The organism is Luteibacter sp. 9133 (assembly GCF_000800155.1).
Taxonomy (GTDB): Bacteria; Pseudomonadota; Gammaproteobacteria; order Xanthomonadales; family Rhodanobacteraceae; genus Luteibacter; species Luteibacter mycovicinus.
Genome location: NZ_JUHO01000001.1, coordinates 1,395,272 through 1,417,230 on the forward strand (window position 1 = coordinate 1,395,272; position 21,959 = coordinate 1,417,230).

Genomic DNA, 21,959 nt, shown 5'->3' on the forward strand with positions numbered 1-21,959 from the left:
CGCGGTCGGCGGGGCGATCGCGCTCACTTCCTCGACGATCAACTGCGGTCCGTCGACGACCACTGCGACGCCCTGCGCGGCGTAGATCGCGCTGAGCTGTGACGCGGCGTCGCGGACCTCCGTCGTGTGTATGGCGGACGTGGTTTTGGGCAGCGTGAAGTCGGAGCGGAGCTTGTACGCCAGCTTCATGCCGGTATCGGTGGTCCACCGAGTCAGCATCGTCTTCAGCGTCCCGTCCATCGGCGCCGCGTAATACGTGTACGGCACGGCGAGCGGGATCTCGACCACCTTGTCGTCGTACTTGTTGACCGGACGCCAGCGACCGCCGAAGTCCTTCGCCGGCGGCGTGCCGCATGCGGACAGCAGCAGGACAAACCCGGAGACGAGGAAGAGAGTAAGGGCAGGGTGCAGGATTTTTTTCACGCGTGGCTCGTAAGTCATGAAAAGCAAACAGAAAACATCAGCGGCCCTCGTCGCGGAAGCCCGGACGCGGGGTCGAGAAACCGTTTACATCGCTACGAAAATGACGACGGAACGTGCGGCCTGGCGACTTGCCAGACCGGTATCGGTCGATGAGCCGTGGCGCGACGCGCGCCAACGGCAAAGGACTCCCCTGGAGGAGCTGGAACCTCGGGCCAACCGGCCCCGAGCGATATGCAAATCATCCATAGAACATCCTGTATCGAGCGCCTGCGCGCCCTTGCATTACGTGCCAGCAAAGAATGGCCGCACGACCCCCGGAGCGATAGAGATATCGCCACTCGCAGTTGCCGCACCGAACCAGTGATTCCCCAAAACGCTTCTGCGGATCTCAGTCCACGTTGTTAAGATAGCGCAACGTCGCATTCCTGACTAGTGGGCTGTATAACCGTTTTCTGTGGCGAATATCACACAAATCCAGCCCTTATCATGTCTTGAACTAACCGAAAGTTGACGCAGATCACATTCTTGCCGTGCGTTAAGGCTTACGAGAACGTTTGGAATGTGTATGTCTCGTGAAGGTTGCGCTTGAAACCAAGACGCACGCTTCCGGGGGTATGCAAACGTTGTCACTTTGCGATGTCACTCGTGCGACAGCCGTGTCTCTGGCTGAGTTTTTGCCGCATTCAAAAACGGGGGTGCCATGCTGAAGGAGGAGCGCCGGTGATGGCAATGTGCGCCGCCCTGAAAAACATGTGAGCAACGGCCAACCGGTGCCCTCAGTGGCCCAGGCGGTGCCAGCGTTTACCGACGTAGACGCACACGCCGCCTTCAGGGCAGGGTTGCAGGCGCCCATGCGCGCGCGCTTCCTGCACCTCGTCGAACCACGCGGCGTCGTCCATACGCTTGTAAGTCGTCCAGCTGAGCACGCAGGCGCCACAGATCGCGAAGGCCGCCGCCGCGCCTGCGGCGGCCAGCGCCTTCCACGCGCTGATGGCGTGCAGGCGTCTCAGGGCGTGGACGTTCGCTTCCAGCGCCGTACTTGCACGTGTCAGCCGGGTCGACGCCTGCGTCATCGCACGCTCGAGATCGCCGGCGGCAGCGGCGGCGCTGGCGACGATCGCGTCGCCAGCGCGCAGGGCAAGTTCGGCGGTCGCGTCGCGTGCGCTTGTCTCCGCGGTCAGTGCGAGCGACTCCGCCGCGCGGACAAGTTCGGCGTGCGACAACTCCGCCTGTCGCGTCAGGCGCTCGCCCAGGCCCTGCAGGCCGGAAGCGAACATGCCGAGCTTGACCGTGATCTCTTCAGCGTCGGTCCGGGTCATCGGCAGCATGTCAGAGCGCCATCGCTGGAGCGCTTTGCTCCGCGACCTGAGTAGGTGCCTGTTCCGCTGCGGGCTGCACCGGGAGCGAATCGGTCAGGGCCTGCTGGTTGCTCCGTTCTCCCTGAAGTAGCCAGGTCTGCCCGTCCAACGTTTCGCCATAGATCCGACCGACCCGGCACAAGGCGTCCACGTCGCCCTCGGCGCCCGAACGGCACAATGCCTCGAACATGTCGTGCGTCGACGTCTGCCGCGTGACATTTCCATCAGGTCTGTCGGGTGCGCTGACATATGGGCCCCTGTTCTGCATGAGCGTTTCATGCGCCGTCCTGGCTTGATCGAGCGTCCGCAATCCCGCGATCCCGTCGACGACCAGGTCGTGGTTCTGCTGAAACGCCATGACGGCGAGCCGCGTGGCGTTGCCGTAAGCGCCATCCGGGCGCACCGCGTAGCCGAGGTCATGCAGTTGCGTCTGGAGTTCACGGACCCGATCCCCACGAGCGCCTTCGCGCAGCGTGGAAGAAGTCGGCGCCTGGTGCGACGCACTCATCGCCATGAGGTCTTCGGTGCCGATGGTCTGGTTACGGATCCCTTCGACGAGCTCGGGCGTGATGACGGTCGACCAGTGATTCACCGCCGCGACGCGCTCGGCGTAGCCATTGCTGCCGCCATTGATGGCCTTGGTCGCCGCGCGTACGTCCGTAGGATCGATGTCTCTGCATCGTTCCTTCCAGTAGGCGATGGCGACATCGGCGGAAACGTCGGGGTCGCTGGCAAGGTGCGGGTGCTCGACCAGGTCCACGCCCACGAGTCGCCCGAACTTCTCGTAATTGGAGCGTCCGGTCAGCTGGATCACGCCGCGCCCGTGAAAACGCCAGCCATCCCCGGGCTCCCGGTTACCAAGCGTGGGGTGGGTGTCGTAAAGGAGGTTTGCGATGGTCTCGGGATCTCGCGTAGCCAGTGCCGCGTCGACCTCCTCGCGGGTGTGTCTGGAACCAAGGCCTTTGATCTGGCTGAGCGCGCGATCGGCGCTCGAATACATCATGCTTTCGTTCACGCGGTGAAAGTTCATCGACTCCACCGAGGCCTGGCCCATGAGATTGGCCAGCTCGGCGGGCGAGGTGATTCCTTTGTCGATCGCGCGCTTCAGCAGTGTCGTCGAGTGTTGGTTGAATGTGCTCACGGTTCCCTCCGCTCAGAACGTGGTTGAGGTGTGTTTGACGAGCAGAGGCCAGAGGCGGTCGGGATCGAGGTCTTCCATCGGAGTGACGGGAAAGTCGCGAGGCGAGACGATTTCGCCGTGGGCGGCGCCTAGGGGCGCGTCGGGGTCGGCTGAGCGCTCAACAGGGAAGTCCTGGGTCATCGCATGGACGATCCACCGCTTTCTGGTGCCGTCGTAAGTGAACTCGAACGTGTGATGTTGGCGATGGGTCGCGTTTGCCCAGCGGATGGTGCCGGCGGCGATTTCCAGGTCGTAAATGCCCATCATTTCCTGCGGGCGACTCATGTAAGGGTTGTTGACGCAGTCAACCGCGCTGTCGCTGCGAGCCGTTTCCTTCCACGTGCCCTCGTGATCGGTGAACACGATCAGCTTGCATGGGTTGTTTCCGCCATGACGGGGCTCTTCCACGTAACGTGCGCCGGGGTAGACGGCAACGACGAGCCCTTTCGTGCCGTTGCCGGTCAACTCGCCGGTTTTGAAGGCGAGCACCAGGTCGTCGGGCGCGAGAGCGGCGCGGACGTCGTCCGGGACGGTCGGCAGCGGCGGCGCGGGCAGCGCGAACGGCCGCGTGCTGACGAACAGGGCGGTGGCGACAGCGACGCGAAGCCGCGCCACGTTGCGAGTGACGTTCCTTTTCATGAGGGTGCTTCTTCCTGCGCCTGCCGAAGCAGACGGTTTGATGGGCAGTACGCGTTGGTAGGGGAGGGCGGCGCTCTGGACCGGCTTGCGACGACGGATTGGCAACTCAGGATCGTCGTTGCATGCCAATCATGGGTTGCCATCGTAGCGGCGTTGGCCGGACGCGACAATGCGTCGTACATAGAACTTTTCTGAAAAATCGTCCGGATTGGGGTTGGCTTCGCATCGACAGCCCGCCACCTTCCGGGTTAGAAGTTCTCTCTTTGCCCGACAGGATCCCCGGATGGCCGTTGACCTCATGCCCACCGATGCCGAACTCATGGCGCTGGCCCAGGAGGTCGCCGCCGCCGCCGAGGAGCGCCGGGTGATGGTCGCGACCGCCGAGTCCTGCACGGGCGGCTGGATCGCCAAGACGCTGACCGATCTGGCCGGTAGTTCCGCGTGGTTCGAAGCCGGCGTCGTGACCTACAGCTATAGCGCGAAAGAGTCGCTGCTCGGGGTCAACCCGCGCACACTGGAGCGGACGGGCGCCGTCAGCGAGGAGACCGTGCTGGAAATGGTGTCCGGTGCACTGGCCCGGTATGGCGCCGGGGTCGCGGTGGCGGTGACCGGCATCGCGGGCCCGTCCGGCGGCACGCCAGACAAACCTGTCGGCACCGTTTGGATCGGCTGGAAGCGCCGCGGGGGCTATGCCCACGCCACGCTTCACCATTTCGATGGTGACCGCGAGGCGGTGCGGCGGCAGACGGTCGCGGCCGCACTTGCTGGAATGACCGCGGAACTGAAGGGCTGAACCGTCCGGGCTATGGCAAACTTGGGGATTGCGGATCGCAGTCCCTGAGACGACGGTCCGGCAAGATACTCACCTACACACGAGACCGGATACCACGATGGACGACAATAAGCGCAAGGCGCTGGCGAGTGCCCTCGGCCAGATTGAAAAGCAGTTCGGCAAGGGTGCGGTCATGCGTCTGGGCGACCGTGTCGACGACAACATCGATACCGTGTCCACCGGTTCGCTCGGCCTCGATATCGCCCTGGGCATCGGCGGCCTGCCGCGTGGCCGTGTGGTCGAAATCTACGGCCCGGAATCCTCCGGTAAGACGACCCTGACCCTGCAGGCCATCGCGTCCTGCCAGCGTAACGGCGGCACGGCGGCCTTCGTCGACGCCGAGCACGCGCTCGATCCGAGCTACGCCGAGAAGCTGGGCGTCAACGTCGCCGATCTCCTCGTCAGCCAGCCGGATACCGGTGAGCAGGCGCTCGAAATCGCCGACATGCTGGTTCGCTCGGGCGCCGTGGACATGGTCGTGGTCGATTCGGTGGCCGCGCTGACCCCCAAGGCGGAAATCGAGGGCGAAATGGGCGATTCCCACGTCGGCTTGCACGCCCGTCTGATGAGCCAGGCCCTGCGTAAGCTCACGGCCAACATCAAGAAGACCAACTGCCTCGTCATCTTCATCAACCAGATCCGTATGAAGATCGGCGTGATGTTCGGCAGCCCGGAAACCACCACCGGTGGTAACGCGCTGAAGTTCTACGCCTCGGTTCGTCTGGACATTCGCCGTATCGGCGCGGTCAAGAAGGGTGACGAAGTCATCGGTTCGGAGACCCGCGTCAAGGTCGTCAAGAACAAGGTGGCTCCGCCGTTCCGCCAGGCCGAGTTCGAGATCCTCTACGGCGAGGGCACTTCGCGCGAAGGCGAGATCATCGAGCTGGGCGTGCGGGAGAACCTGATCGACAAGTCGGGCGCCTGGTATAGCTACAAGGGCGATCGCATCGGCCAGGGCAAGGAAAACGTCCGCCAGTTCCTGCGCGACAACCCGGCCATGGCCAACGAAGTCGACGCGGAACTACGCGCGCGTCTGCTGGTCAAGGCCGGTCCGAAGTCCGAAGCCTCGACCGAGGCCGACGAGCTTGAGGAAGTCTGATAAAGGCGCGGGGAAGGGCGACGGCAAGGCCGATCGCCCCACCCGCACCGCGTACGACAAGGCGCTTGGGCTGCTTGCCCGGCGCGAACACTCCCGCCGCGAACTCAGGCAGAAGCTTGATCGCGGCGGTTTTACGCGTGACGAGTCGACCGCCGCCGTCGAGCGGCTGGGCGACCAGGGCTACCAGGACGACGATCGCTTCGCCGCCTCGTTGTTCCGCAGTCGGGCCGGGCAGGGCTATGGGCCGGCACGGATCCGGGCCGAACTTCGCAGTCAGGGCGTCAGCGATGCCACGATCCGCCAGTTGATGGAGGAAACGGACATCGATTGGGACGATCTGGCCGCCGGTCAGCTGCGTCGGCGCTATGGCGGATCCTCGGCCGACCCCGCTGAACGGGCGCGGCGGGCGCAATTCCTCTTGCGTCGCGGCTTCGCCGCCGCCACAGTACGTGGTCTAACCCACGCCGATGCGGAAGACGCCGACGACGACTGAAGGCAACGAGCCTTGATTCTGGACGGAGCGTCGACGTAACGCGTCTCGCAGCTTCCAAGCCACGATCGCTCATGAAAACCGCCGAAATCCGTTCGACCTTCCTCGAATTCTTCCGTTCCAAGGACCACACCATCGTGCCTTCGGCATCGCTGGTGCCGTCGAACGATCCCACGTTGCTGTTCACGAACTCGGGCATGGTGCCGTTCAAGAACGTGTTCCTCGGCAGCGAAAAGCCAGGCTACGTCCGTGCGGCCGACGTCCAGCGCTGCCTGCGGGCGGGCGGCAAGCACAACGACCTCGACGCGGTGGGCTACACCGCCCGCCACCACACCTTCTTCGAAATGCTGGGCAACTGGTCGTTCGGCGACTACTTCAAGCGCGACGCCATCCGCTTCGCCTGGGAGCTGCTCACCGACGTCTACAAGCTGCCGGCCGAGCGCCTCTGGGTCACCGTGTACCACACGGACGACGAGGCCTTCGATATCTGGAACAAGGAGGTCGGTGTCCCGGTGGACCGCATCGTCCGCATCGGCGACAACAAGGGTGCGCCGTTCGCCTCCGACAACTTCTGGCAGATGGCCGACACGGGCCCCTGCGGTCCGTGTACGGAGATCTTCTTCGACCACGGTGCCGACGTGGCCGGTGGCCCCCCGGGCTCGCCCGACGAGGATGGCGACCGCTACATCGAGATCTGGAACCTGGTCTTCATGCAGTTCGACCGTGCCCCGGACGGCACGCTGACGCCGCTGCCGGCGCCCTGCGTCGACACCGGCATGGGTCTCGAGCGCCTGGCCGCCGTGCTGCAGCACGTGCATTCCAACTACGAAATCGACCTGTTCGCCCATCTGATCGCCGAGGCCGGTCGTCTGACCGCCACCGCCGACCTCTCGAACAAGTCGCTGCGCGTCATCGCCGACCATATCCGTGCCTGCTCGTTCCTCATCGTCGACGGCGTGCTGCCCTCCAATGAAGGTCGTGGCTACGTGCTCCGCCGCATCATCCGTCGCGCCCTGCGCCACGGCTGGATGCTGGGCGTGCGGGGCGAGTTCTTCTGGAAGATGGTCGCGCCGCTGGTCGCCGAGATGGGTGAGGCCTATCCGGATATCGCGAAGAAGCAGGCGTTCGTTGAGCAGGCGCTCAAGAACGAAGAAGAGCGCTTCGGCGAAACCCTCGAGCACGGCATGCGTCTGTTCGACGACATCGCATCCCGGGCGGAAAAGGTGATTCCCGGCGTCGACGCTTTCCGTCTGTACGACACGTACGGCTTCCCGGTGGATCTCACGGCCGACATCGCCCGCGAGCGCGGCATGAGCGTCGACATGGACGGCTTCGAGCAGGCCATGGGCGAGCAGCGCACGCGTGCTCGCGCCGCCAGCAACTTCTCGACCAGGGCCCAGTTGCCCGCGGAAGTCGCCAGCGCGGTGTCGCCGACGGTTTTCACCGGCTACGACAGCCTCGAGCTGAGCGATGCCCGGGTGCTCGCGATCGTCCGTGACGGCAAGTCGGTGGATCGCCTCTCCGACGGCGAAGAAGCTTTCCTGTTGCTCGACCGTACACCGTTCTACGCGGAGTCGGGCGGCCAGGTGGGCGATACCGGCGTCCTGCGCAATCCTTCGGGCGCGCTGGCCGTGGCCGATACGCAGAAGGTCGGTGGCGCGTTCTTCGCGCACTTCGGAACCTGGCAGGGGTCCGCGCCGCTGAACAAGGGCGACATCGTAGGCGCCGCGGTGGACGCCTCGCAGCGTCAGGCCACGGTGCTGAATCATTCGGCGACCCATCTGTTGCACGCCGCGCTGCGCACCGTCCTGGGCGACCACGTTTCGCAGAAGGGCTCGCTGGTGGCTCCTGAGCGCCTGCGTTTCGATTTCTCCCACTTCAAGGCGCTGACCGCCGACGAGCTCGCGCTGATCGAGCGCATGGTCAACGACGAGATTCGCCACAACGACGCCGCCGAAGTGCACAACATGGCCTACGACGAGGCCATCGAGTTCGGCGCCATGGCGCTGTTCGGCGAAAAATACGGTGCCGAAGTGCGCGTGCTGAAGATGGGCGACTTCTCAACGGAGCTTTGCGGCGGTACGCACGTGTCCCGGACGGGCGACATCGGTCTGTTCAAGATCGTGGCGGAATCCGGCGTCGCCGCTGGCGTACGACGCATCGAGGCGGTGACCGGCGCGGGAGCCATGGCACGTGTTTCGGATGAAGAACGCGTCCTCGGCGAGGTCTCCGGACTGCTTGCCGCGACCGGTGACGAAGTTGTCGAAAAACTCCGTCAGCTGTTCGATCGACAGAAGAAGCTCGAGCGCGAAATCGAATCCTACAAGGCCAAGGCGGCCAGTTCCGCCTCGGCCGATCTCGCCGCCTCGGCGGTGGATGTCGCCGGTATCAAAGTCGTTGCCGCCCGTATTGAAGGTCTCGATGCCAAGTCGCTGCGCGACAGTGTCGATGTGCTCAAGCAGCAGCTCGGCGATTGCGCCATCGTGCTGGCAGGTGCGGTCGATGGTCGCGTTGCACTCGTGGCAGGCGTCGGCGGCGCCGCGCTGGGCCGGGTCAAGGCCGGCGATCTGGTGGGCGAAGTGGCCTCGAAGATCGACGGCAAGGGCGGTGGCCGCCCTGACATGGCCCAGGGTGGCGGCGTCGACAGCCCGGCGCTTCCCGGTATTCTCGAAAGCATCCCTGCGTGGGTGGAAGCTCGTCTGCGCTGAACGGGAGATAGATGGACCCGTACCAAAGTGCCGTAAAGGCGCTTTGGTACACGTCTTCACGGCTGTGTGCGTTGCTTACGCTGGATTGGCTCAGCTAGTATGATCCGAATGCCGAACGTAATTTTCGGTGTCGGTCCTTCGGATCGGAATGGCAGGACAGCTGGTCAGCGACACACACAACTAGAGCCGGGGAAGGCAGTTCGGCCTTCGATGGTCGAAACGTCAATCCATCGACGGCAAGCACTCGGGGTGAGGTTGTCGTTGGTGGGGAAGCCAATACCTGATTTTATGGAGTATCAATCATGCTGATTCTGACCCGCCGGGTCGGTGAAACCCTGATGATCGGCGACGAGGTGACCGTCACCGTTCTGGGTGTCAAAGGTAACCAGGTGCGCATCGGCATCAATGCACCGAAGAATGTCGCAGTCCATCGCGAAGAGATTTACCAGCGCATCAAGAACGAAGGCGACGCCGGCGGCCATTCCGGGGACGACCACGACCAGTAAGGTCTGAGGCTTTACGAGTCGACCAAGGTTAAGTATCCTTGCCGGCTCGTGAAGGCAGGTCCTTTACGAAACATCCCGGAGAGTTGCCCGAGTGGCCGAAGGGGCTCCCCTGCTAAGGGAGTATAGGGTCAAAAGCCTTATCGAGGGTTCGAATCCCTCACTCTCCGCCAGTTACGCAAGACGCCCCTAACGGGGCGTTTTGCGTTTCCACACCACCGTTTCCAGAGTCATGTAGGAGCGCGCCCCGCGCGCGACCCGTGACCCTCGCGCCCCATAATTTGACCGAGGTCGGGGCAGCCCGCGCCGCACCTTTCTAAGCTCGCAGCTTTTGTCCAAAGCGAGCCTCCCATGTCCTCCGGATACGACGACCTTCAGGTCAGCTACGGTCGCTGCCTGCGCACGCGCGGTTTCATCGGGCGCTTCTACGAGATACTCCTGTCCCGCGACCCCGGCCTCGCGCTCCTGTTCGCCACGACCGACTTCCAGAAGCAACACATGGCCCTGCGCCGCGGCATCAGCCTGGCGATCTCCTGGGCCGCCGGCGACGGTATGGCGAAACGCCCGGTCGATGAGATGATTCGCGTCCATGCCCGCACGGGCAGGGCGCCGGTACCGCCGGAGTACTACGCGTACTGGCTCGACAGTCTGCTGCAGGCGGTACGTGAGCGTGACGATCAGCTCACGCCGGAACTGGAGGTGCGCTGGCGTGCGGCGATGAGCGCCGTGACGCACGCCTTCGCCGTCGCCTACTGACGCGGATCGCCAGGCGGCTGTGCCTGCGGGTCGTTCGCAGGCCGGATCCCGCGCAAACAAAAACGCCGGCACTAGGCCGGCGTTTTCATAATGAACGAATTCATTGGTCGGGGAGACAGGATTCGAACCTGCGACTTCTACGTCCCGAACGTAGCGCTCTACCAGGCTGAGCTACACCCCGACGGGAGCCGCGTATATTAGCCATGCTCCCGATCAATGGCAACAGGTCGCTTCAACTTTTTTCACGCATTGCCTACCGGGGCGGGGCTGTGGCCATCTGCTAATCTATGCGGCTGCCGCGTGGCGGCCTCCGTATAAGCCTGTCCGAAGAGGAATTGCATGGCACTCACCCCGGCCCGCACCATGCCCGGTGTCCTCGAGCTCCTGCCGCTCGATCAGATCGCGTTTCAGCGCATGCTGGACACGATCCGCCGTAACTATGAGAAATTCGGCTTCCTGCCGATCGAGACGCCGGTGATCGAGCACAGCGATGTGCTGCTGACCAAGACCGGCGGCGAGACGGAGCGCCAGGTTTACTTCGTGCAGTCCACCGGTGCGCTGGGCGCGGCGGCGGAGAAGGACAAGGGCGGCGTACCCGAGCTGGCCCTGCGTTTCGACCTCACCGTGCCGCTGGCGCGCTACGTGGCCGAGCACGAGCACGACCTCAGCTTCCCGTTCCGTCGCTACCAGATGCAGCGCGTCTATCGCGGCGAGCGCGCGCAGCGCGGACGCTTCCGCGAGTTCTATCAGTGCGACATCGACGTGATCGGCAAGGACTCGCTTTCGGTGCGTTACGACGCCGAGATTCCGGCGGTCATCTACAGCGTGTTCCGCGACCTCAACATCGGTCCGTTCACCATTCAGCTGAATAACCGCAAGCTGATGCGCGGTTACTTCGAAAACCTCGGCATCGCCGACGCCGAGCAGCAGATGCTCGTGCTGCGCGAAGTCGACAAGCTCGACAAGCGCGGTCCGGACTATGTGCGCGACACGCTGACCGGTGAGGCGTTCGGCCTGTCGGCCGACGTGGCGGCGAAGATTCTCGCCTTCGTGCAGGTACGTTCCACCTCGGTCGATAACGCCTTTGTGCATCTCGACGCGCTGGGTGCCGGTTCGGAAACCTTTGAGCAGGGCAGGGCCGAGCTGAAGGAAGTCCTGACGATGATCCGCGACTTCGGCGTGCCGGAGACGCATTTCGCACTGAACCTGTCGATCGCCCGCGGCCTCGATTACTACACGGGGACGGTCTACGAGACCACGCTGAACGATCATCCCGGCATCGGTTCGATCTGCTCGGGTGGCCGCTACGAGAATCTGGCCGGTCAGTACACGAAGTCGCATCTGCCGGGCGTCGGCATCTCGATCGGCCTGACGCGCCTTTACTGGCAGCTGCGTGACGCCGGCCTGATCTCGACCGCGCAGAGCACGGTGGACGTGCTGGTGACGCAGATGGACGCGGCGCAGTTGCCGACCTATCTCGCCGTCGCGACGGAACTGCGCAACGCGGGCATCGCCACCGAGGTCGTGCTCGAGGGCGGCAAGCTCGGCAAGCAGTTCAAGTACGCGGACAGGGCGGGCATTCGCTTCGTCGTGGTGCTGGGCGAAGACGAGATCGCGAAGGGCGTGGTCACCGTGAAGGATCTTCGTCGCGAAGATCAGTTCGAGGTGGCTCGCGCCGACCTGGTCAAGACGTTGCGCGTCGAACTGGCCCAGGCCGAAATCGGTCGCTGAGCTTTCTCATACCCCCACCGCACGGCATTCCCCATGACCAGCAGCATTCTTCTCGACGGACGTAGCCTCACGCGCGCCCAGGTCGCCGCTATCGCTCGCCACGGCGCTTCGATTCGTCTCGACGACGCGCAGCTGGTGAAGGTCAGGCGCGCGGCCGACTTTCTCGCCGAGAAGGTCGGTGGGGGCGAGCCGATCTATGGAGTGACCACGGGCTTCGGCAGCAATGCCGACAAGCTGCTCGGTGCGCATCGCGTGCGCGACGAGTTGCCCGGCGGTAATCCGGAGCCGCGCGAAGGCACGTTGCTGGAAGAACTGCAGCACAACCTGATCATCACCCACGCGGTGTGCGTGGGTAAGCCCTTCGCTGAAGACGTCGTGCGCGCGATGCTCGCCATCCGCGTCAACACGCTGATGAAGGGACACTCCGGCATTCGCGTGGAAACCCTGCGTGCGCTCGCCGAGCTGCTCAACCGTAACATCATCCCGGTGATTCCGGAAAAGGGCTCCGTCGGCGCCAGTGGCGATCTGGCTCCGCTCTCTCATCTGGCCATCGTGCTGCTGGGTGGTGGCGAAGCCTTTTATCAGGGCGAGCGCCTGCCCGGTGCCGAGGCGCTGAAGCGTGCCGGTCTCGAACCGGTGCGCCTGTCCTTCAAGGAAGGTCTTGCGCTCAACAACGGCACGACGCAGATGCTGGCCACGGGCGTGCTCGCGCTCGACACGATGGACATGCTGATCCGCACGGCGGACCTGGCGGCCGCGATGACGCTCGACGCGTTCGCTGGCCGTACGGGCGCTTACGCCGAACAGGTGCATGCGCTGCGCCCCCATCCGGGGCAGGTGGCGGCGGCACGCAACATACGCGGTCTGCTCGAAGGTTCAACGCTGGCGGACATCGCGTACCACATGGTGCCGCGCTTCCGTCCGTGGCTGTCGGACTCGTGGGCGGATCCCGCCGACCAGACGTATCGCTTCGACATCGGCTGGGACTGGGTACCGGCCACGCAGCGGCACGGCAAGGAAGCGTTCTACTCCCGCTTCCTCCCGTTCAAGGGCGGCAAGAAGCATCAGCCGCAGGACGCGTACTGCCTGCGCTGTGCGCCGCAGGTGCATGGTGCCGTGCGCGACGCGTGGGAGCAGGCGTGTCGCGTGTTCGACGTCGAGCTCAACGCCGTCACCGACAACCCGCTGGTCTTCCCCGATGCCGAGAACGCCGAGGTCATCGAGGATCAGGTGATTTCCGCCGGTCACTTCCATGGCATGCCACTCGCGCTGGCGATGAGCTACGTCAAGGCGTCGATTCCGGTACTCGCCTCGATCTCGGAGCGTCGCACCGCCAAGCTGGTGGATCCCGCGAATAACGACGGCCTGCCGGCCTTCCTGATCGGCAATGAAGACGCCACGGATTCCGGTTTCATGATCGTGCAGTACACCGCGGCGGCGCTGGTCAACGACCTCGCCACGCGCGCGCACCCGGCCTCCGTCTATTCGGTGCCGACCAGCGCCAACGCGGAAGACCACGTGTCCATGGGTGCCAACGAGGCCCGTCACGTGCTGGAGATGACCGAGGACCTCGGCCACGTGCTGGCGATGGAGCTGTATACCGCCGCGCAGGCGCTCGAATACCGCCAGGACATGCTCAACGCCGCGCGTACCCTTGCGATGCGCGGTGACTGGCAGGCGCTCGCGTCGAAAATCGCCGGAGCGCCGCGTACCGACTCGCCGCACTACGCGCGCTTCGAAACCGAAGTGCGCGCGCTGATGGACGCCCTCGCAGTCGCCGAGGATTTCCATGGCGGTGTCGCCGTGCGCGAGGCACTGGCGGCTCTTCGCCAGCACATCGCCTTCATGCAGCGCGATCGTGCGATGGATGGCGAAGTCCGCCTGATGTGCGAACTGGTGGCCTCCGGGCGTCTCGTCGCCGCGGCCTGATCACGGCGGGAAAAAGTTGAGGCTGGCGGCGGCCTCGTCGGTCGGGGACCAGTCGTCGAGTTTGTCGGCGCGGATGCCGGCCAGGTAGTGATAGAGCTGGGCGTCGTTGACGAGGCCCAGCTTGCTCATGGCCGAGCGCTTCTGCCGGCTGATCGTCTTGATGCTGCGACCCATGGCCGAGGCGATCTCGGGCAATTGGTAGCCCTGCGCGTACCCGCGCAGCACCTCGATTTCACGGGGGGACAGCCGGGTGGCGAGTTCTTCTTCCTGCGCCGCCGCGCAGTCCGCCTCGTGGAAGAGCCGGCGGATGGCCGGGCTGAGGTAGGAGCGCCCGACGTTGGCCGCATGCACGGCGACCGGGATGTCGCGCAGATTGGTGCGCTTGTCGAAGATGGCCGCCACGCCCGCGTCGAGCAGGCTGCGCAGCATGGCCGTGTTCGACAGCATGGTGAGTACGACGATGCCGGTGTCCGGACGCATCGCACGGATGCGCCGGATCATGGGCATGCCATCCGGGCGGCTGCCTTCGGGCATGGAGAAGTCCGTCACGACGACGTCGCACGGGTAATCGGCCAGGGCGTGGAAGAGGGCGTCGGTGTTGTGGACGCGCGCGACGATGTCGTAGCGATGCGACTTCAGCACGGTTTCGACCCCCGCGACCACGACCGGGTGGTCGTCCGCGATGATCACGGTACTACGCATGGATAAGGCTCACGGCTTGGAGATGGCCGCCATGTTGGCCGGGTGCTGCGATGCGGTATATGGAAGAAAAGCGCAATTCTCTGTCGGCGCTTGCCACGAACCGGTTGCTCAAGTTAGGATGCGTTATCGTATTAACGCATTAGTACACTATGAAGCGTCGCTCACTCGACCCTGAGACGCCCGCCGATTCGGCGGAAACCAGCCTGTGCGAAGCCCTGGCCGGCCTGGCCACGATCGAGGAGATGCGAGCCTTTCTGCATGACCTCTGCACGCCGGCCGAGATCGAAGTCATGGTCGATCGCTGGCGCGTGGTGCCATTCCTGCTCGAAGGCCGTTCGTACCGCGAAATCCATGAGCGTACGGCCGTCAGCATCACCACCATTGGCCGGGTCGCCCGGTACCTCAACCAGGGCAGCGGGGGCTACATGGCCGCCGCCGCCCGCCGCAATGCCGGGAGTGCCGTATGAAGCCGCGTGATCGACTGCGCATCGCCATGCAGAAATCGGGGCGCCTCACGGAGCCCGCGCAGGAGTTGCTGGCCCGTTGCGGCCTCAAGTTCCGCCAGAGCCGCGACAAGCTGTTCTGCTTCGGCGAAGGCGAGCCGGTGGACCTCCTGCTCGTTCGCGATGACGACATTCCCGGCCTGATCGCCGAAGGCGTGTGCGACCTCGGGATCGTCGGTCGCAATGTCCTGCGCGAATTTCAGCTGTCCAATCCCGAGGCCGGCACGGGCATCGACGAACTGCGCTCACTGGGTTTCGGTCACTGCCGTCTGTCCATCGCCGTGCCGCAGGAAGACGCCTACGAAAGCCCGGCGCAGCTCGAAGGACAGCGCATCGCGACGTCATACCCCGGGCTGACCGGCGAATGGCTGCGCGCGCACGGCGTGGATGCGAAAGTCGTCATGCTCAATGGCTCGGTGGAAATCGCGCCGCGCCTCGGCACCGCCGACGCCATCTGCGATCTCGTCTCCAGCGGCGCGACGCTGGTCGCGAACCAGTTGCGCGAGACCGCCGTGGTGATCGAGAGCGAAGCCGTCCTCGCCGGCCACGCGGAATTGCCGCTGGACGAGCGCGGTGAGATCGCCGAACTGCTGCTGCGTCGTCTGGATGGCGTCATCCAGGTGCGCGACTCGCGCCTGATCCTGATGCAGGCGCCGCGCGCCGCGCTGGCGGAGATCACCCGCCTCCTGCCAGGGACGCCGGTGCCCACGCTCACGCAGGTCGACGGCTCGCCCGATCAGGTCGTGCTGCAGGCGCTGTGTGCCGGCTCGGTGAGCTGGCGCCAGCTGGAAGACATGAAACGCGCCGGTGCCCGCGACATGCTGGTGCTGCCGGTGGAGAAGATGCTGGCATGAAACGGATCGACTGGAAGACCCTCGACGAAAATGGCCGCGACGCCGCGCTCGCCCGCCCGGCGCAGTCCCGCGCGGCGGAACTGCGTGATGGTGTGGAGGCGATCATCGCCGACGTGCGCGCCCGCGGTGACGATGCGCTGCGCGAACTCACCGCACGCTACGACGGCACGACGCTCGACGACCTCGCGGTCACCGAGGCGGAGTTCGCCGCGGCGGAAGCGCGTCTGTCGCCTGAACTGAAAGCGGCGGTGCGCGAAGCCGCGGAACGTATCGATACCTTCCACCGTGCCGCCGCACCGACCGAAGTCGGTGTGAATACGGCGCCGGGCGTGCGCGTCGAACGCGTGCTTCGTCCCATTCGCCGCGTTGGCCTGTACGTTCCGGCCGGTGGCGCGCCGCTGCCGTCGACGGCGATCATGCTCGGCGTCCCCGCCGCCATCGCCGGTTGCCGCGATGTGGTGCTGTGCACGCCGGTGCAGGCCAACGGCCGCTGCGACGATGCCGTGCTGTTCGCGGCGAAAACGACGGGCGTGCACCGCGTCTACAAGCTCGGCGGTGCGCAGGCGATCGCCGCGATGGCTTATGGCACGGCGTCCGTTCCGCGTTGCGACAAGTTGTTCGGTCCCGGCAATGCCTGGGTGACCGAAGCCAAACTGCAGGCGGCCGGCGATCCCTCCGGTGCCGCCATCGATATGCCCGCTGGCCCGTCGGAAGTACTGGTGATCGCCGACGCCGGCGCCGACCCGCGCTTCGTTGCCGCCGACCTGCTGTCGCAGGCAGAGCATGGGCCGGACTCTCAGGTCTTGCTGGTCAGTCCGTCAGCCGGTCTTCTCGACCGCGTCGAGGCGGAAGTCGAGCGTCAACGCCGGGAACTCCCGCGTGCCGAGGTCGCCGCCATGGCGCTGTACGAGAGTCGCCTGATCCTCGTGAGCGATCTCGCGGAAGCCGTCGAGGTAAGCAACCGCTACGCGCCTGAGCACCTGATCATCCAGACGGCCGAACCGCGGGCGCTGCTCGACGACGTCGAATCCGCCGGCTCGGTCTTTCTCGGCGAATGGACGCCCGAATCCGTCGGTGACTACTGCAGTGGCAGCAACCATGTCCTGCCGACCTACGGCTACGCGCGCAGCTACAGCGGTGTCTCCGTGGGCAGCTTCCAGAAACAGGTCACCGTGCAGGAAGTCACCGCCGAAGGCCTGCGCAACATCGGTCCGTGTGCGGCGATCCTCGCCGAAGCGGAACAACTCGAAGCCCATCGTCGCGCGGTGACCCTGCGCCTTGCCGTTATGGATGCCGTCGCATGAGCGTGCTCGATCTCGCCCGTCCCGATATCCGTGCCATCACGCCGTATTCCAGCGCCCGCATGGAAGCGCAAGGGGGCACGGTGCTGCTCAACGCCAACGAGTCGGCCCGTTCGCCGAACGTGCCCGGGGGCGAAGGCCTGAATCGTTATCCCGACCCGCAGCCGCGCGGTCTCGTCGAAACGCTCGCCGATCTTTACGGCAGCACCAGCGAGCGCCTCCTGGTCACCCGGGGCAGCGACGAAGCGATCGACCTGCTGGTCCGCGCGTTCTGCCAGGCAGGTCAGGACTCGATCGCGATCTCGCCGCCGACGTTCGGCATGTATGCCGTCTGCGCACGTGTACAGGCGGCCGGGGTGATCGAATCGCCGCTGGATGCGTCCGGCAAGCTCGATCCCGACGCCTTGCTCGCCGCCGTCACCGACACGACGAAGCTCGTCTTCGTCTGCTCGCCGAACAACCCCACCGGCAACCTGGTCGAACTCGCCACCATCGAACGCCTGGCCCGCGAGCTGCAGGGCAGGACGTTACTGGTCGTCGATGAGGCCTATCTCGAGTTCAGCGGCACGCGCAGCGCCGCCTCGCTGATCGACGACTTCGACAACATCGCCGTGCTGCGAACCCTGTCCAAGGCCTGGTCGCTGGCAGGTGCTCGCGTCGGCACCCTGATCGCACGGGCCGAGGTCGTGGCCCTGCTTCGCCGGATCATTCCGCCGTATCCGCTGCCGTCCCCGTGCGTGGACGCGGCGCTGGCGGCGCTGTCGTACGAAGGACGCCGCGTGCAGCGCCATCACGTGCACGAACTGCTCAACGAGCGCGCCCGGATGGCCAGGGCGCTCGCCACGCAGCCGGGTGTGCGTGAAGTCCTCCCGTCGCACGCGAACTTCCTCGCCGTACGCTTCGACGATGCGGCGGGTACCTATCGCCGACTGCTCGCCGCCGGTGTCGTGGTGCGCGACATCACGAGATACCCGGGCCTCGGCGACGCGTTGCGCATCACCATCGGCACGGGCAACGAGAACGACCGCGTGCTTGCCGTGCTGGGAGCCGGGGCATGAGCCGCAAGATCCTCTTTGTCGACCGCGATGGCTGCCTCATCGAAGAGCCCGCGGACCAGCAGATCGACAGCTACGAAAAGCTGGCGCTGTTGCCGGGCGTAATCGCCGCGCTTCAGCGCTGTGTCGCGGCCGGCTACGAACTGGTGATGGTTACCAACCAGGACGGCCTCGGGACGGATGCCTTCCCACAGGCCTCGTTCGATGGTCCGCATGCGTTGCTGCTGCGTATTCTCGCTTCGCAGGGCATTACCTTTCGCGAGCAGCTGATCGACCGCAGCTTCGCTCATGAAAATCTCGATACACGCAAGCCGGGTGTCGGTCTCGCACGGCACTGGCTGGCGGACGACGGCTGGAGCCGTGCGCAGTCGGCCATGGTCGGGGATCGCGAGACCGATCTGGCGTTCGCCGCGAACATGGGCGTGCGCGGTCTCCGGGTCGGTCCCGAGGGCATGAGCTGGGCCGAGCTGGCGCACGCGTTGCTCGATGCGCCGCGTACCGCCGAGGTCGTGCGCAAGACGAAAGAAACGTCGATTCGCGTGTCGGTCGATCTCGACCGCGTGGCGGATCCGGAGATTCACACGGGTCTGGGCTTCTTCGATCACATGCTCGAACAGATCGGCAAGCACGGCGGCTTCGCCCTGCAGCTGCGCTGCGATGGCGACACCCACATCGACGAACACCACACCATCGAAGACTCCGCGCTGGCGCTGGGGCAGGCCCTGAAGCAGGCCCTGGGCGACAAGCGCGGCATCGGCCGCTACGGCTTTGCGTTGCCGATGGACGAGAGCGCGGCGCGCGCCGAGCTGGATCTGTCGGGGCGTCCGTATTTCGTGTTCGAAGGCGAGTTCCCGCGTGAGCGCGTCGGCGATGTCCCCACTGAGCTCGTGCCGCATTTCTTCCGTTCGCTGTGCGAGACGCTGGGCGCCAACCTGCACCTCACCGTGCACGGCGATAACGCGCACCATATGGTCGAAGGCTGCTTCAAGGTGGTCGCGCGTACGCTGCGCCAGGCGATCCGTCGCGAGGGTGCGGACCTGCCGAGTACCAAGGGGAGTCTCTGATGCGCGTGGTCCTCGTCGACGCGGGCGGTACCAATATCGGTTCGGTGCGGTACGCGCTCCAGCGTCTCGGCACCGATGCCGAACTGACCTCCGACGCGAATCGCATCCGTAACGCCACGCACGTGATCCTGCCGGGCGTGGGTGCGGCGGCTCCCGGCATGCGCATGCTGCGCGAGGCGGGCCTGGTCGATGTCATGCGCGGGCTGACTCAGCCGGTGCTTGGCGTGTGCCTCGGCATGCAGCTGCTGTGTGCCCGTTCGGAGGAAAGCGACACGGAGTGCCTGGGCATGATTCCCGCGACGGTGCGTCGCTTCGCGGAGCAGCCGGGTTTACGTGTCCCGCACATGGGCTGGAACACTCTGGTGGCGACCGGCGATCATCGTCTGACGGCCGGTCTGAGGCAAGGCGACACCGCGTATTTCGTCCACAGCTACGCCGTGCCCACGGGCGATTACACGCTGGCGTCGAGCGAGCACGGGACCCCGTTCTCCGCCGTCGTCGCGTCCGGTAATTTCATGGGTATGCAGTTCCATCCCGAGCGTTCGGCCGGTGTCGGCGCCCAGCTCCTGCGGAATTTTCTCTCGCTATGACACTTCCCATTCCTGCCATCGATCTGCGCGAAGGCAAAGTCGTGCGTCTGTTCAAGGGTGACTATGCCCAGCAGACGACCTTCGCCTTCGAGCCTGAAGCGCTTGCCGCGCATTACGCCGACGAGGGTGCTTCGTGGCTGCACGTGGTCGATCTCGATGGTGCCCGCACGGGCCGCTTCGAGAACCTTTCCACCCTCGCGGGTATCGCTTCCAGCGGACGTTTACGCGTACAGGCCGGTGGTGGCGTGCGTGACGAAGACGGTGTCCGTCGTCTGATCGACGCCGGCGTACAGCGCGTCGTGGTCGGCAGCATCGCCATGCGCGATCCTGAAACCGTCGCCGCATGGATCGGTCGCTACGGCGCGGAACGCATCGTGCTGGCGCTGGATACGCGTTTCCGCGATGGCCTGTGGAAGCTGCCGAGTGCGGGCTGGACCGCCGACGAGGAGCGAACGCTCGACGACCTGGTGCCCTGGTATCGCGCCGCCGGTGCGCGCCACCTGCTGTGTACGGACATCGACCGCGACGGCACGATGACCGGGCCCAATCTCGCGCTGTATCGCCACCTGGCGACGCTGGCGCCGGGCATGGATGTGCAGGCCTCCGGCGGAGTCCGTTCGCTGGAAGATATCGCCACGCTCGCGCTGCAGGACGTCGCCGGCGTGATTCTCGGGCGTGCCCTCCTGGAAGGGGCGTTCGCCCTGTCCGATGCCTTCGTGGCCGCCGAAAAGGCGAACGCATCATGCTGAGCCGTCGTATCGTTCCTTGCCTCGATGTGCGCGACGGGCAGGTGGTCAAGGGTGTGCGATTCCGCGATCACGTGGTGGTCGGCGAGATCGTCGAGCTCGCACTGCGTTACCGCGATGAGGGCGCCGACGAGCTTGTGTTTTACGACATCACCGCGAGCCCGGAAGGCCGCCGTGTGGATCGCGACTGGGTCGAACGCGTGGCGCGCGAAATCGATATTCCCTTCTGCGTGGCCGGAGGCATCCGCAGCGTCGATGACGCGCGTGACGTGCTGCATGCGGGTGCCGACAAGATTTCCATCAACTCGCCGGCACTGGAGCGTCCTGAACTGGTCGCCGAAATCGCTGACGCCTTTGGCGTGCAATGCGTGGTCGTCGGCGTGGACAGCCTGCGCGATGACGACGGGGAGTGGCGTGTGCGCCAGTACACGGGCGATCCGTCGCGTACGAAAGCGCTGCGCAAACGCACTCTCGACTGGATCGAGGAAGTGCAGGCGCTGGGTGCGGGTGAAATCGTGCTGAACTGCATGGGCACCGACGGGGTGCGCCGGGGTTATGACATCGAACAACTGGCAGCCGCGCGCGCACTGAGTCGCGTGCCACTGGTCGCGTCGGGTGGCGCGGGCGCGCCGGATCATTTCACCGAGGTGTTCCGCCTCGCGGACGTCGATGCGGCACTCGCCGCCAGCGTCTTCCACAGTGGCGACATCGGCATTCCCGCGCTCAAGCGCGAACTGCGTGCGCAGGGTATCGAGGTAAGACTATGAGCGAGACGACGACACCGGATTTCGCCAAGGGCGACGGTTTGCTCCCGGCCATCGTGCAGCATGCGCGGACCGGCGAGGTGCTGATGCTGGGTTACATGGATGAGGCCGCCCTGGCGAAGACGCGCGAGGTGGGTCTCGTGACGTTCTTCAGCCGCAGCAAGCAGCGTCTGTGGACGAAAGGCGAGACGTCAGGCGATACGCTGACGTTGGTCGACGTGCGTCTGGACTGCGACGCGGACACGTTTCTCGTGCGTGCGGTGCCGGCCGGGCCCACCTGCCACAACGGCACGACAAGCTGTTTCGGCGATGACGTGGCGCCGTCGCTCGGTTTTCTGGGAGAGCTCGACGCGCTGGTTGCATCGCGGCATGCCGAGCGGCCCCAGGGCAGCTACACGACGAAGCTGTTCGAGGGCGGCATCCGGCGTATCGCGCAGAAGGTCGGCGAGGAGGGCGTGGAAACCGCGCTCGCCGCCGTCGCCGAAGACGACGACGCCTTGATCGGCGAAGCGGCCGACCTGGTGTTTCATCTGATGGTGGTACTGCGTGCCCGCGGTATCGGCTTCGACGCGGTGGCGAAGAAGCTGATCGAGAGACACCGCTGAGCCGATGCGGAAGGGTAAAGCCGTCCGGCAGACGGCTTCTGTAGGAGCCAGCCCTGCTGGCGAATCAATCTCGCCGGAGACCTGAATCGCCAGCAGGGCTGGCTCCTACACGAGCGTTTGGCATTCA

Annotated in this window: 21 protein-coding genes, 2 tRNA genes and 1 pseudogene; 18 read left to right on the top strand and 6 right to left on the bottom strand. The window is 65.3% G+C overall.

Annotated elements, in window-relative coordinates; translation table 11 throughout:
• Window positions 1-24 precede the first annotated feature (24 nt).
• From FA87_RS05980 to FA87_RS05995, 4 genes and pseudogenes are all read right to left on the bottom strand, one after another.
• Window positions 25-441 (bottom strand): annotated as a pseudogene (locus FA87_RS05980) (hypothetical protein); the annotation flags it as partial.
• 758 nt (window positions 442-1,199) lie between these two features.
• Entirely contained in the window at window positions 1,200-1,751 is a 552-nt protein-coding gene (locus FA87_RS05985) for a hypothetical protein (protein WP_043693060.1), read from the bottom strand.
• Between the two features lies 1 nt (window position 1,752).
• On the bottom strand, window positions 1,753-2,922 hold the full coding sequence (locus FA87_RS19805) for a peptidoglycan-binding protein (RefSeq protein WP_052191178.1): 1,170 nt from the start codon (window positions 2,920-2,922) through the stop codon (window positions 1,753-1,755).
• 12 nt (window positions 2,923-2,934) lie between these two features.
• Window positions 2,935-3,600 (bottom strand): hypothetical protein, encoded by a 666-nt coding sequence (locus FA87_RS05995; protein ID WP_043693063.1) that lies wholly within the window; start codon window positions 3,598-3,600, stop codon window positions 2,935-2,937.
• A 283-nt stretch (window positions 3,601-3,883) separates the two neighbouring features.
• Between FA87_RS05995 and FA87_RS06000 the strand changes: the two genes are divergently transcribed.
• The 7 genes from FA87_RS06000 to FA87_RS06030 all read left to right on the top strand — a co-directional run bounded on the left by FA87_RS06000 (window position 3,884) and on the right by FA87_RS06030 (window position 9,988).
• On the top strand, window positions 3,884-4,393 hold the full coding sequence (locus tag FA87_RS06000; RefSeq protein ID WP_043693065.1) for a CinA family protein: 510 nt from the start codon (window positions 3,884-3,886) through the stop codon (window positions 4,391-4,393).
• Window positions 4,394-4,490: 97 nt separating this feature from the next.
• Complete coding sequence (gene recA / locus FA87_RS06005; RefSeq protein ID WP_036114733.1) at window positions 4,491-5,531, top strand: recombinase RecA; 1,041 nt, start codon at window positions 4,491-4,493, stop codon at window positions 5,529-5,531.
• Window positions 5,518-6,024, top strand: a complete 507-nt coding sequence (locus FA87_RS06010; RefSeq protein WP_036114731.1) for a regulatory protein RecX — start codon at window positions 5,518-5,520, stop codon at window positions 6,022-6,024. The genes recA and FA87_RS06010 overlap by 14 nt, the downstream gene beginning before the upstream one ends.
• A 71-nt stretch (window positions 6,025-6,095) precedes the next feature.
• Complete coding sequence (gene alaS / locus FA87_RS06015; RefSeq protein ID WP_043693067.1) at window positions 6,096-8,729, top strand: alanine--tRNA ligase; 2,634 nt, start codon at window positions 6,096-6,098, stop codon at window positions 8,727-8,729.
• A 302-nt stretch (window positions 8,730-9,031) separates the two neighbouring features.
• Complete coding sequence (gene csrA / locus FA87_RS06020) at window positions 9,032-9,235, top strand: carbon storage regulator CsrA (protein ID WP_036114720.1); 204 nt, start codon at window positions 9,032-9,034, stop codon at window positions 9,233-9,235.
• Window positions 9,236-9,312: 77 nt separating this feature from the next.
• A tRNA-Ser gene (locus tag FA87_RS06025) sits at window positions 9,313-9,405 on the top strand.
• 178 nt (window positions 9,406-9,583) lie between these two features.
• Complete coding sequence (locus tag FA87_RS06030) at window positions 9,584-9,988, top strand: globin (RefSeq protein ID WP_043693070.1); 405 nt, start codon at window positions 9,584-9,586, stop codon at window positions 9,986-9,988.
• Between the two features lie 104 nt (window positions 9,989-10,092).
• Here the strand turns inward: FA87_RS06030 and FA87_RS06035 are convergent.
• A tRNA-Pro gene (locus FA87_RS06035) sits at window positions 10,093-10,169 on the bottom strand.
• 158 nt (window positions 10,170-10,327) lie between these two features.
• Here FA87_RS06035 and hisS point away from each other — a divergent pair.
• Together hisS and FA87_RS06045 are read left to right on the top strand one after the other, a co-directional pair.
• Window positions 10,328-11,719, top strand: coding sequence for a histidine--tRNA ligase (gene hisS, locus FA87_RS06040; RefSeq protein WP_043693073.1), 1,392 nt, complete (start codon window positions 10,328-10,330; stop codon window positions 11,717-11,719).
• Window positions 11,720-11,752: 33 nt separating this feature from the next.
• Complete coding sequence (locus FA87_RS06045; protein WP_043693075.1) at window positions 11,753-13,648, top strand: aromatic amino acid lyase; 1,896 nt, start codon at window positions 11,753-11,755, stop codon at window positions 13,646-13,648.
• Here the strand turns inward: FA87_RS06045 and FA87_RS06050 are convergent, their stop codons facing one another.
• Complete coding sequence (locus FA87_RS06050; RefSeq protein WP_051943797.1) at window positions 13,649-14,350, bottom strand: response regulator; 702 nt, start codon at window positions 14,348-14,350, stop codon at window positions 13,649-13,651.
• A gap of 149 nt (window positions 14,351-14,499) precedes the next feature.
• Here FA87_RS06050 and FA87_RS06055 point away from each other — a divergent pair, with 149 nt between their 5' ends.
• The 9 genes from FA87_RS06055 to hisIE are packed head-to-tail and all read left to right on the top strand — an operon-like array spanning window position 14,500 to window position 21,832.
• Window positions 14,500-14,817, top strand: a complete 318-nt coding sequence (locus FA87_RS06055) for a YerC/YecD family TrpR-related protein (RefSeq protein WP_036114643.1) — start codon at window positions 14,500-14,502, stop codon at window positions 14,815-14,817.
• Window positions 14,814-15,707 carry an ATP phosphoribosyltransferase gene (gene hisG, locus FA87_RS06060; RefSeq protein WP_036114639.1) on the top strand — a complete coding sequence of 298 codons (894 nt, stop codon included), beginning with the start codon at window positions 14,814-14,816 and terminating at the stop codon, window positions 15,705-15,707. The genes FA87_RS06055 and hisG overlap by 4 nt, the downstream gene beginning before the upstream one ends.
• Window positions 15,704-17,011: a histidinol dehydrogenase gene (gene hisD, locus FA87_RS06065; protein WP_043693078.1), complete on the top strand. Its 1,308-nt coding sequence runs from the start codon at window positions 15,704-15,706 to the stop codon at window positions 17,009-17,011. Before hisG ends, hisD begins: the two co-directional genes overlap by 4 nt.
• On the top strand, window positions 17,008-18,066 hold the full coding sequence (gene hisC, locus FA87_RS06070; protein WP_043693081.1) for a histidinol-phosphate transaminase: 1,059 nt from the start codon (window positions 17,008-17,010) through the stop codon (window positions 18,064-18,066). The genes hisD and hisC overlap by 4 nt, the downstream gene beginning before the upstream one ends.
• Window positions 18,063-19,127 carry a bifunctional histidinol-phosphatase/imidazoleglycerol-phosphate dehydratase HisB gene (gene hisB, locus FA87_RS06075; protein ID WP_043693084.1) on the top strand — a complete coding sequence of 355 codons (1,065 nt, stop codon included), beginning with the start codon at window positions 18,063-18,065 and terminating at the stop codon, window positions 19,125-19,127. Before hisC ends, hisB begins: the two co-directional genes overlap by 4 nt.
• Window positions 19,127-19,717, top strand: coding sequence for an imidazole glycerol phosphate synthase subunit HisH (gene hisH, locus FA87_RS06080; RefSeq protein WP_036114628.1), 591 nt, complete (start codon window positions 19,127-19,129; stop codon window positions 19,715-19,717). The genes hisB and hisH overlap by 1 nt, the downstream gene beginning before the upstream one ends.
• Window positions 19,714-20,466, top strand: coding sequence for a 1-(5-phosphoribosyl)-5-[(5-phosphoribosylamino)methylideneamino]imidazole-4-carboxamide isomerase (hisA, locus tag FA87_RS06085; RefSeq protein ID WP_043693087.1), 753 nt, complete (start codon window positions 19,714-19,716; stop codon window positions 20,464-20,466). The genes hisH and hisA overlap by 4 nt, the downstream gene beginning before the upstream one ends.
• Window positions 20,460-21,230, top strand: coding sequence for an imidazole glycerol phosphate synthase subunit HisF (gene hisF / locus FA87_RS06090; protein WP_036114622.1), 771 nt, complete (start codon window positions 20,460-20,462; stop codon window positions 21,228-21,230). The genes hisA and hisF overlap by 7 nt, the downstream gene beginning before the upstream one ends.
• Window positions 21,227-21,832, top strand: a complete 606-nt coding sequence (gene hisIE / locus FA87_RS06095; protein ID WP_036114619.1) for a bifunctional phosphoribosyl-AMP cyclohydrolase/phosphoribosyl-ATP diphosphatase HisIE — start codon at window positions 21,227-21,229, stop codon at window positions 21,830-21,832. Before hisF ends, hisIE begins: the two co-directional genes overlap by 4 nt.
• Window positions 21,833-21,959 lie beyond the last annotated feature (127 nt).

Bases quoted from the DNA above. Each gene is read 5' to 3' on its own strand.
- hisA (WP_043693087.1), top strand. From the start codon at position 19,714: ATGACACTTCCCATTCCTGCCATCGATCTGCGCGAAGGCAAAGTCGTG.
- hisH (WP_036114628.1), top strand. From the start codon at position 19,127: ATGCGCGTGGTCCTCGTCGACGCGGGCGGTACCAATATCGGTTCGGTG.
- FA87_RS05995 (WP_043693063.1), bottom strand. From the start codon at position 3,600: ATGAAAAGGAACGTCACTCGCAACGTGGCGCGGCTTCGCGTCGCTGTC.
- hisIE (WP_036114619.1), top strand. From the start codon at position 21,227: ATGAGCGAGACGACGACACCGGATTTCGCCAAGGGCGACGGTTTGCTC.
- FA87_RS06045 (WP_043693075.1), top strand. From the start codon at position 11,753: ATGACCAGCAGCATTCTTCTCGACGGACGTAGCCTCACGCGCGCCCAG.
- FA87_RS06000 (WP_043693065.1), top strand. From the start codon at position 3,884: ATGGCCGTTGACCTCATGCCCACCGATGCCGAACTCATGGCGCTGGCC.
- hisD (WP_043693078.1), top strand. From the start codon at position 15,704: ATGAAACGGATCGACTGGAAGACCCTCGACGAAAATGGCCGCGACGCC.
- csrA (WP_036114720.1), top strand. From the start codon at position 9,032: ATGCTGATTCTGACCCGCCGGGTCGGTGAAACCCTGATGATCGGCGAC.
- alaS (WP_043693067.1), top strand. From the start codon at position 6,096: ATGAAAACCGCCGAAATCCGTTCGACCTTCCTCGAATTCTTCCGTTCC.
- FA87_RS06050 (WP_051943797.1), bottom strand. From the start codon at position 14,350: ATGCGTAGTACCGTGATCATCGCGGACGACCACCCGGTCGTGGTCGCG.
- hisC (WP_043693081.1), top strand. From the start codon at position 17,008: ATGAGCGTGCTCGATCTCGCCCGTCCCGATATCCGTGCCATCACGCCG.
- recA (WP_036114733.1), top strand. From the start codon at position 4,491: ATGGACGACAATAAGCGCAAGGCGCTGGCGAGTGCCCTCGGCCAGATT.
- hisB (WP_043693084.1), top strand. From the start codon at position 18,063: ATGAGCCGCAAGATCCTCTTTGTCGACCGCGATGGCTGCCTCATCGAA.
- FA87_RS06055 (WP_036114643.1), top strand. From the start codon at position 14,500: ATGAAGCGTCGCTCACTCGACCCTGAGACGCCCGCCGATTCGGCGGAA.
- FA87_RS06030 (WP_043693070.1), top strand. From the start codon at position 9,584: ATGTCCTCCGGATACGACGACCTTCAGGTCAGCTACGGTCGCTGCCTG.
- FA87_RS05985 (WP_043693060.1), bottom strand. From the start codon at position 1,751: ATGCTGCCGATGACCCGGACCGACGCTGAAGAGATCACGGTCAAGCTC.
- hisS (WP_043693073.1), top strand. From the start codon at position 10,328: ATGGCACTCACCCCGGCCCGCACCATGCCCGGTGTCCTCGAGCTCCTG.
- hisG (WP_036114639.1), top strand. From the start codon at position 14,814: ATGAAGCCGCGTGATCGACTGCGCATCGCCATGCAGAAATCGGGGCGC.
- hisF (WP_036114622.1), top strand. From the start codon at position 20,460: ATGCTGAGCCGTCGTATCGTTCCTTGCCTCGATGTGCGCGACGGGCAG.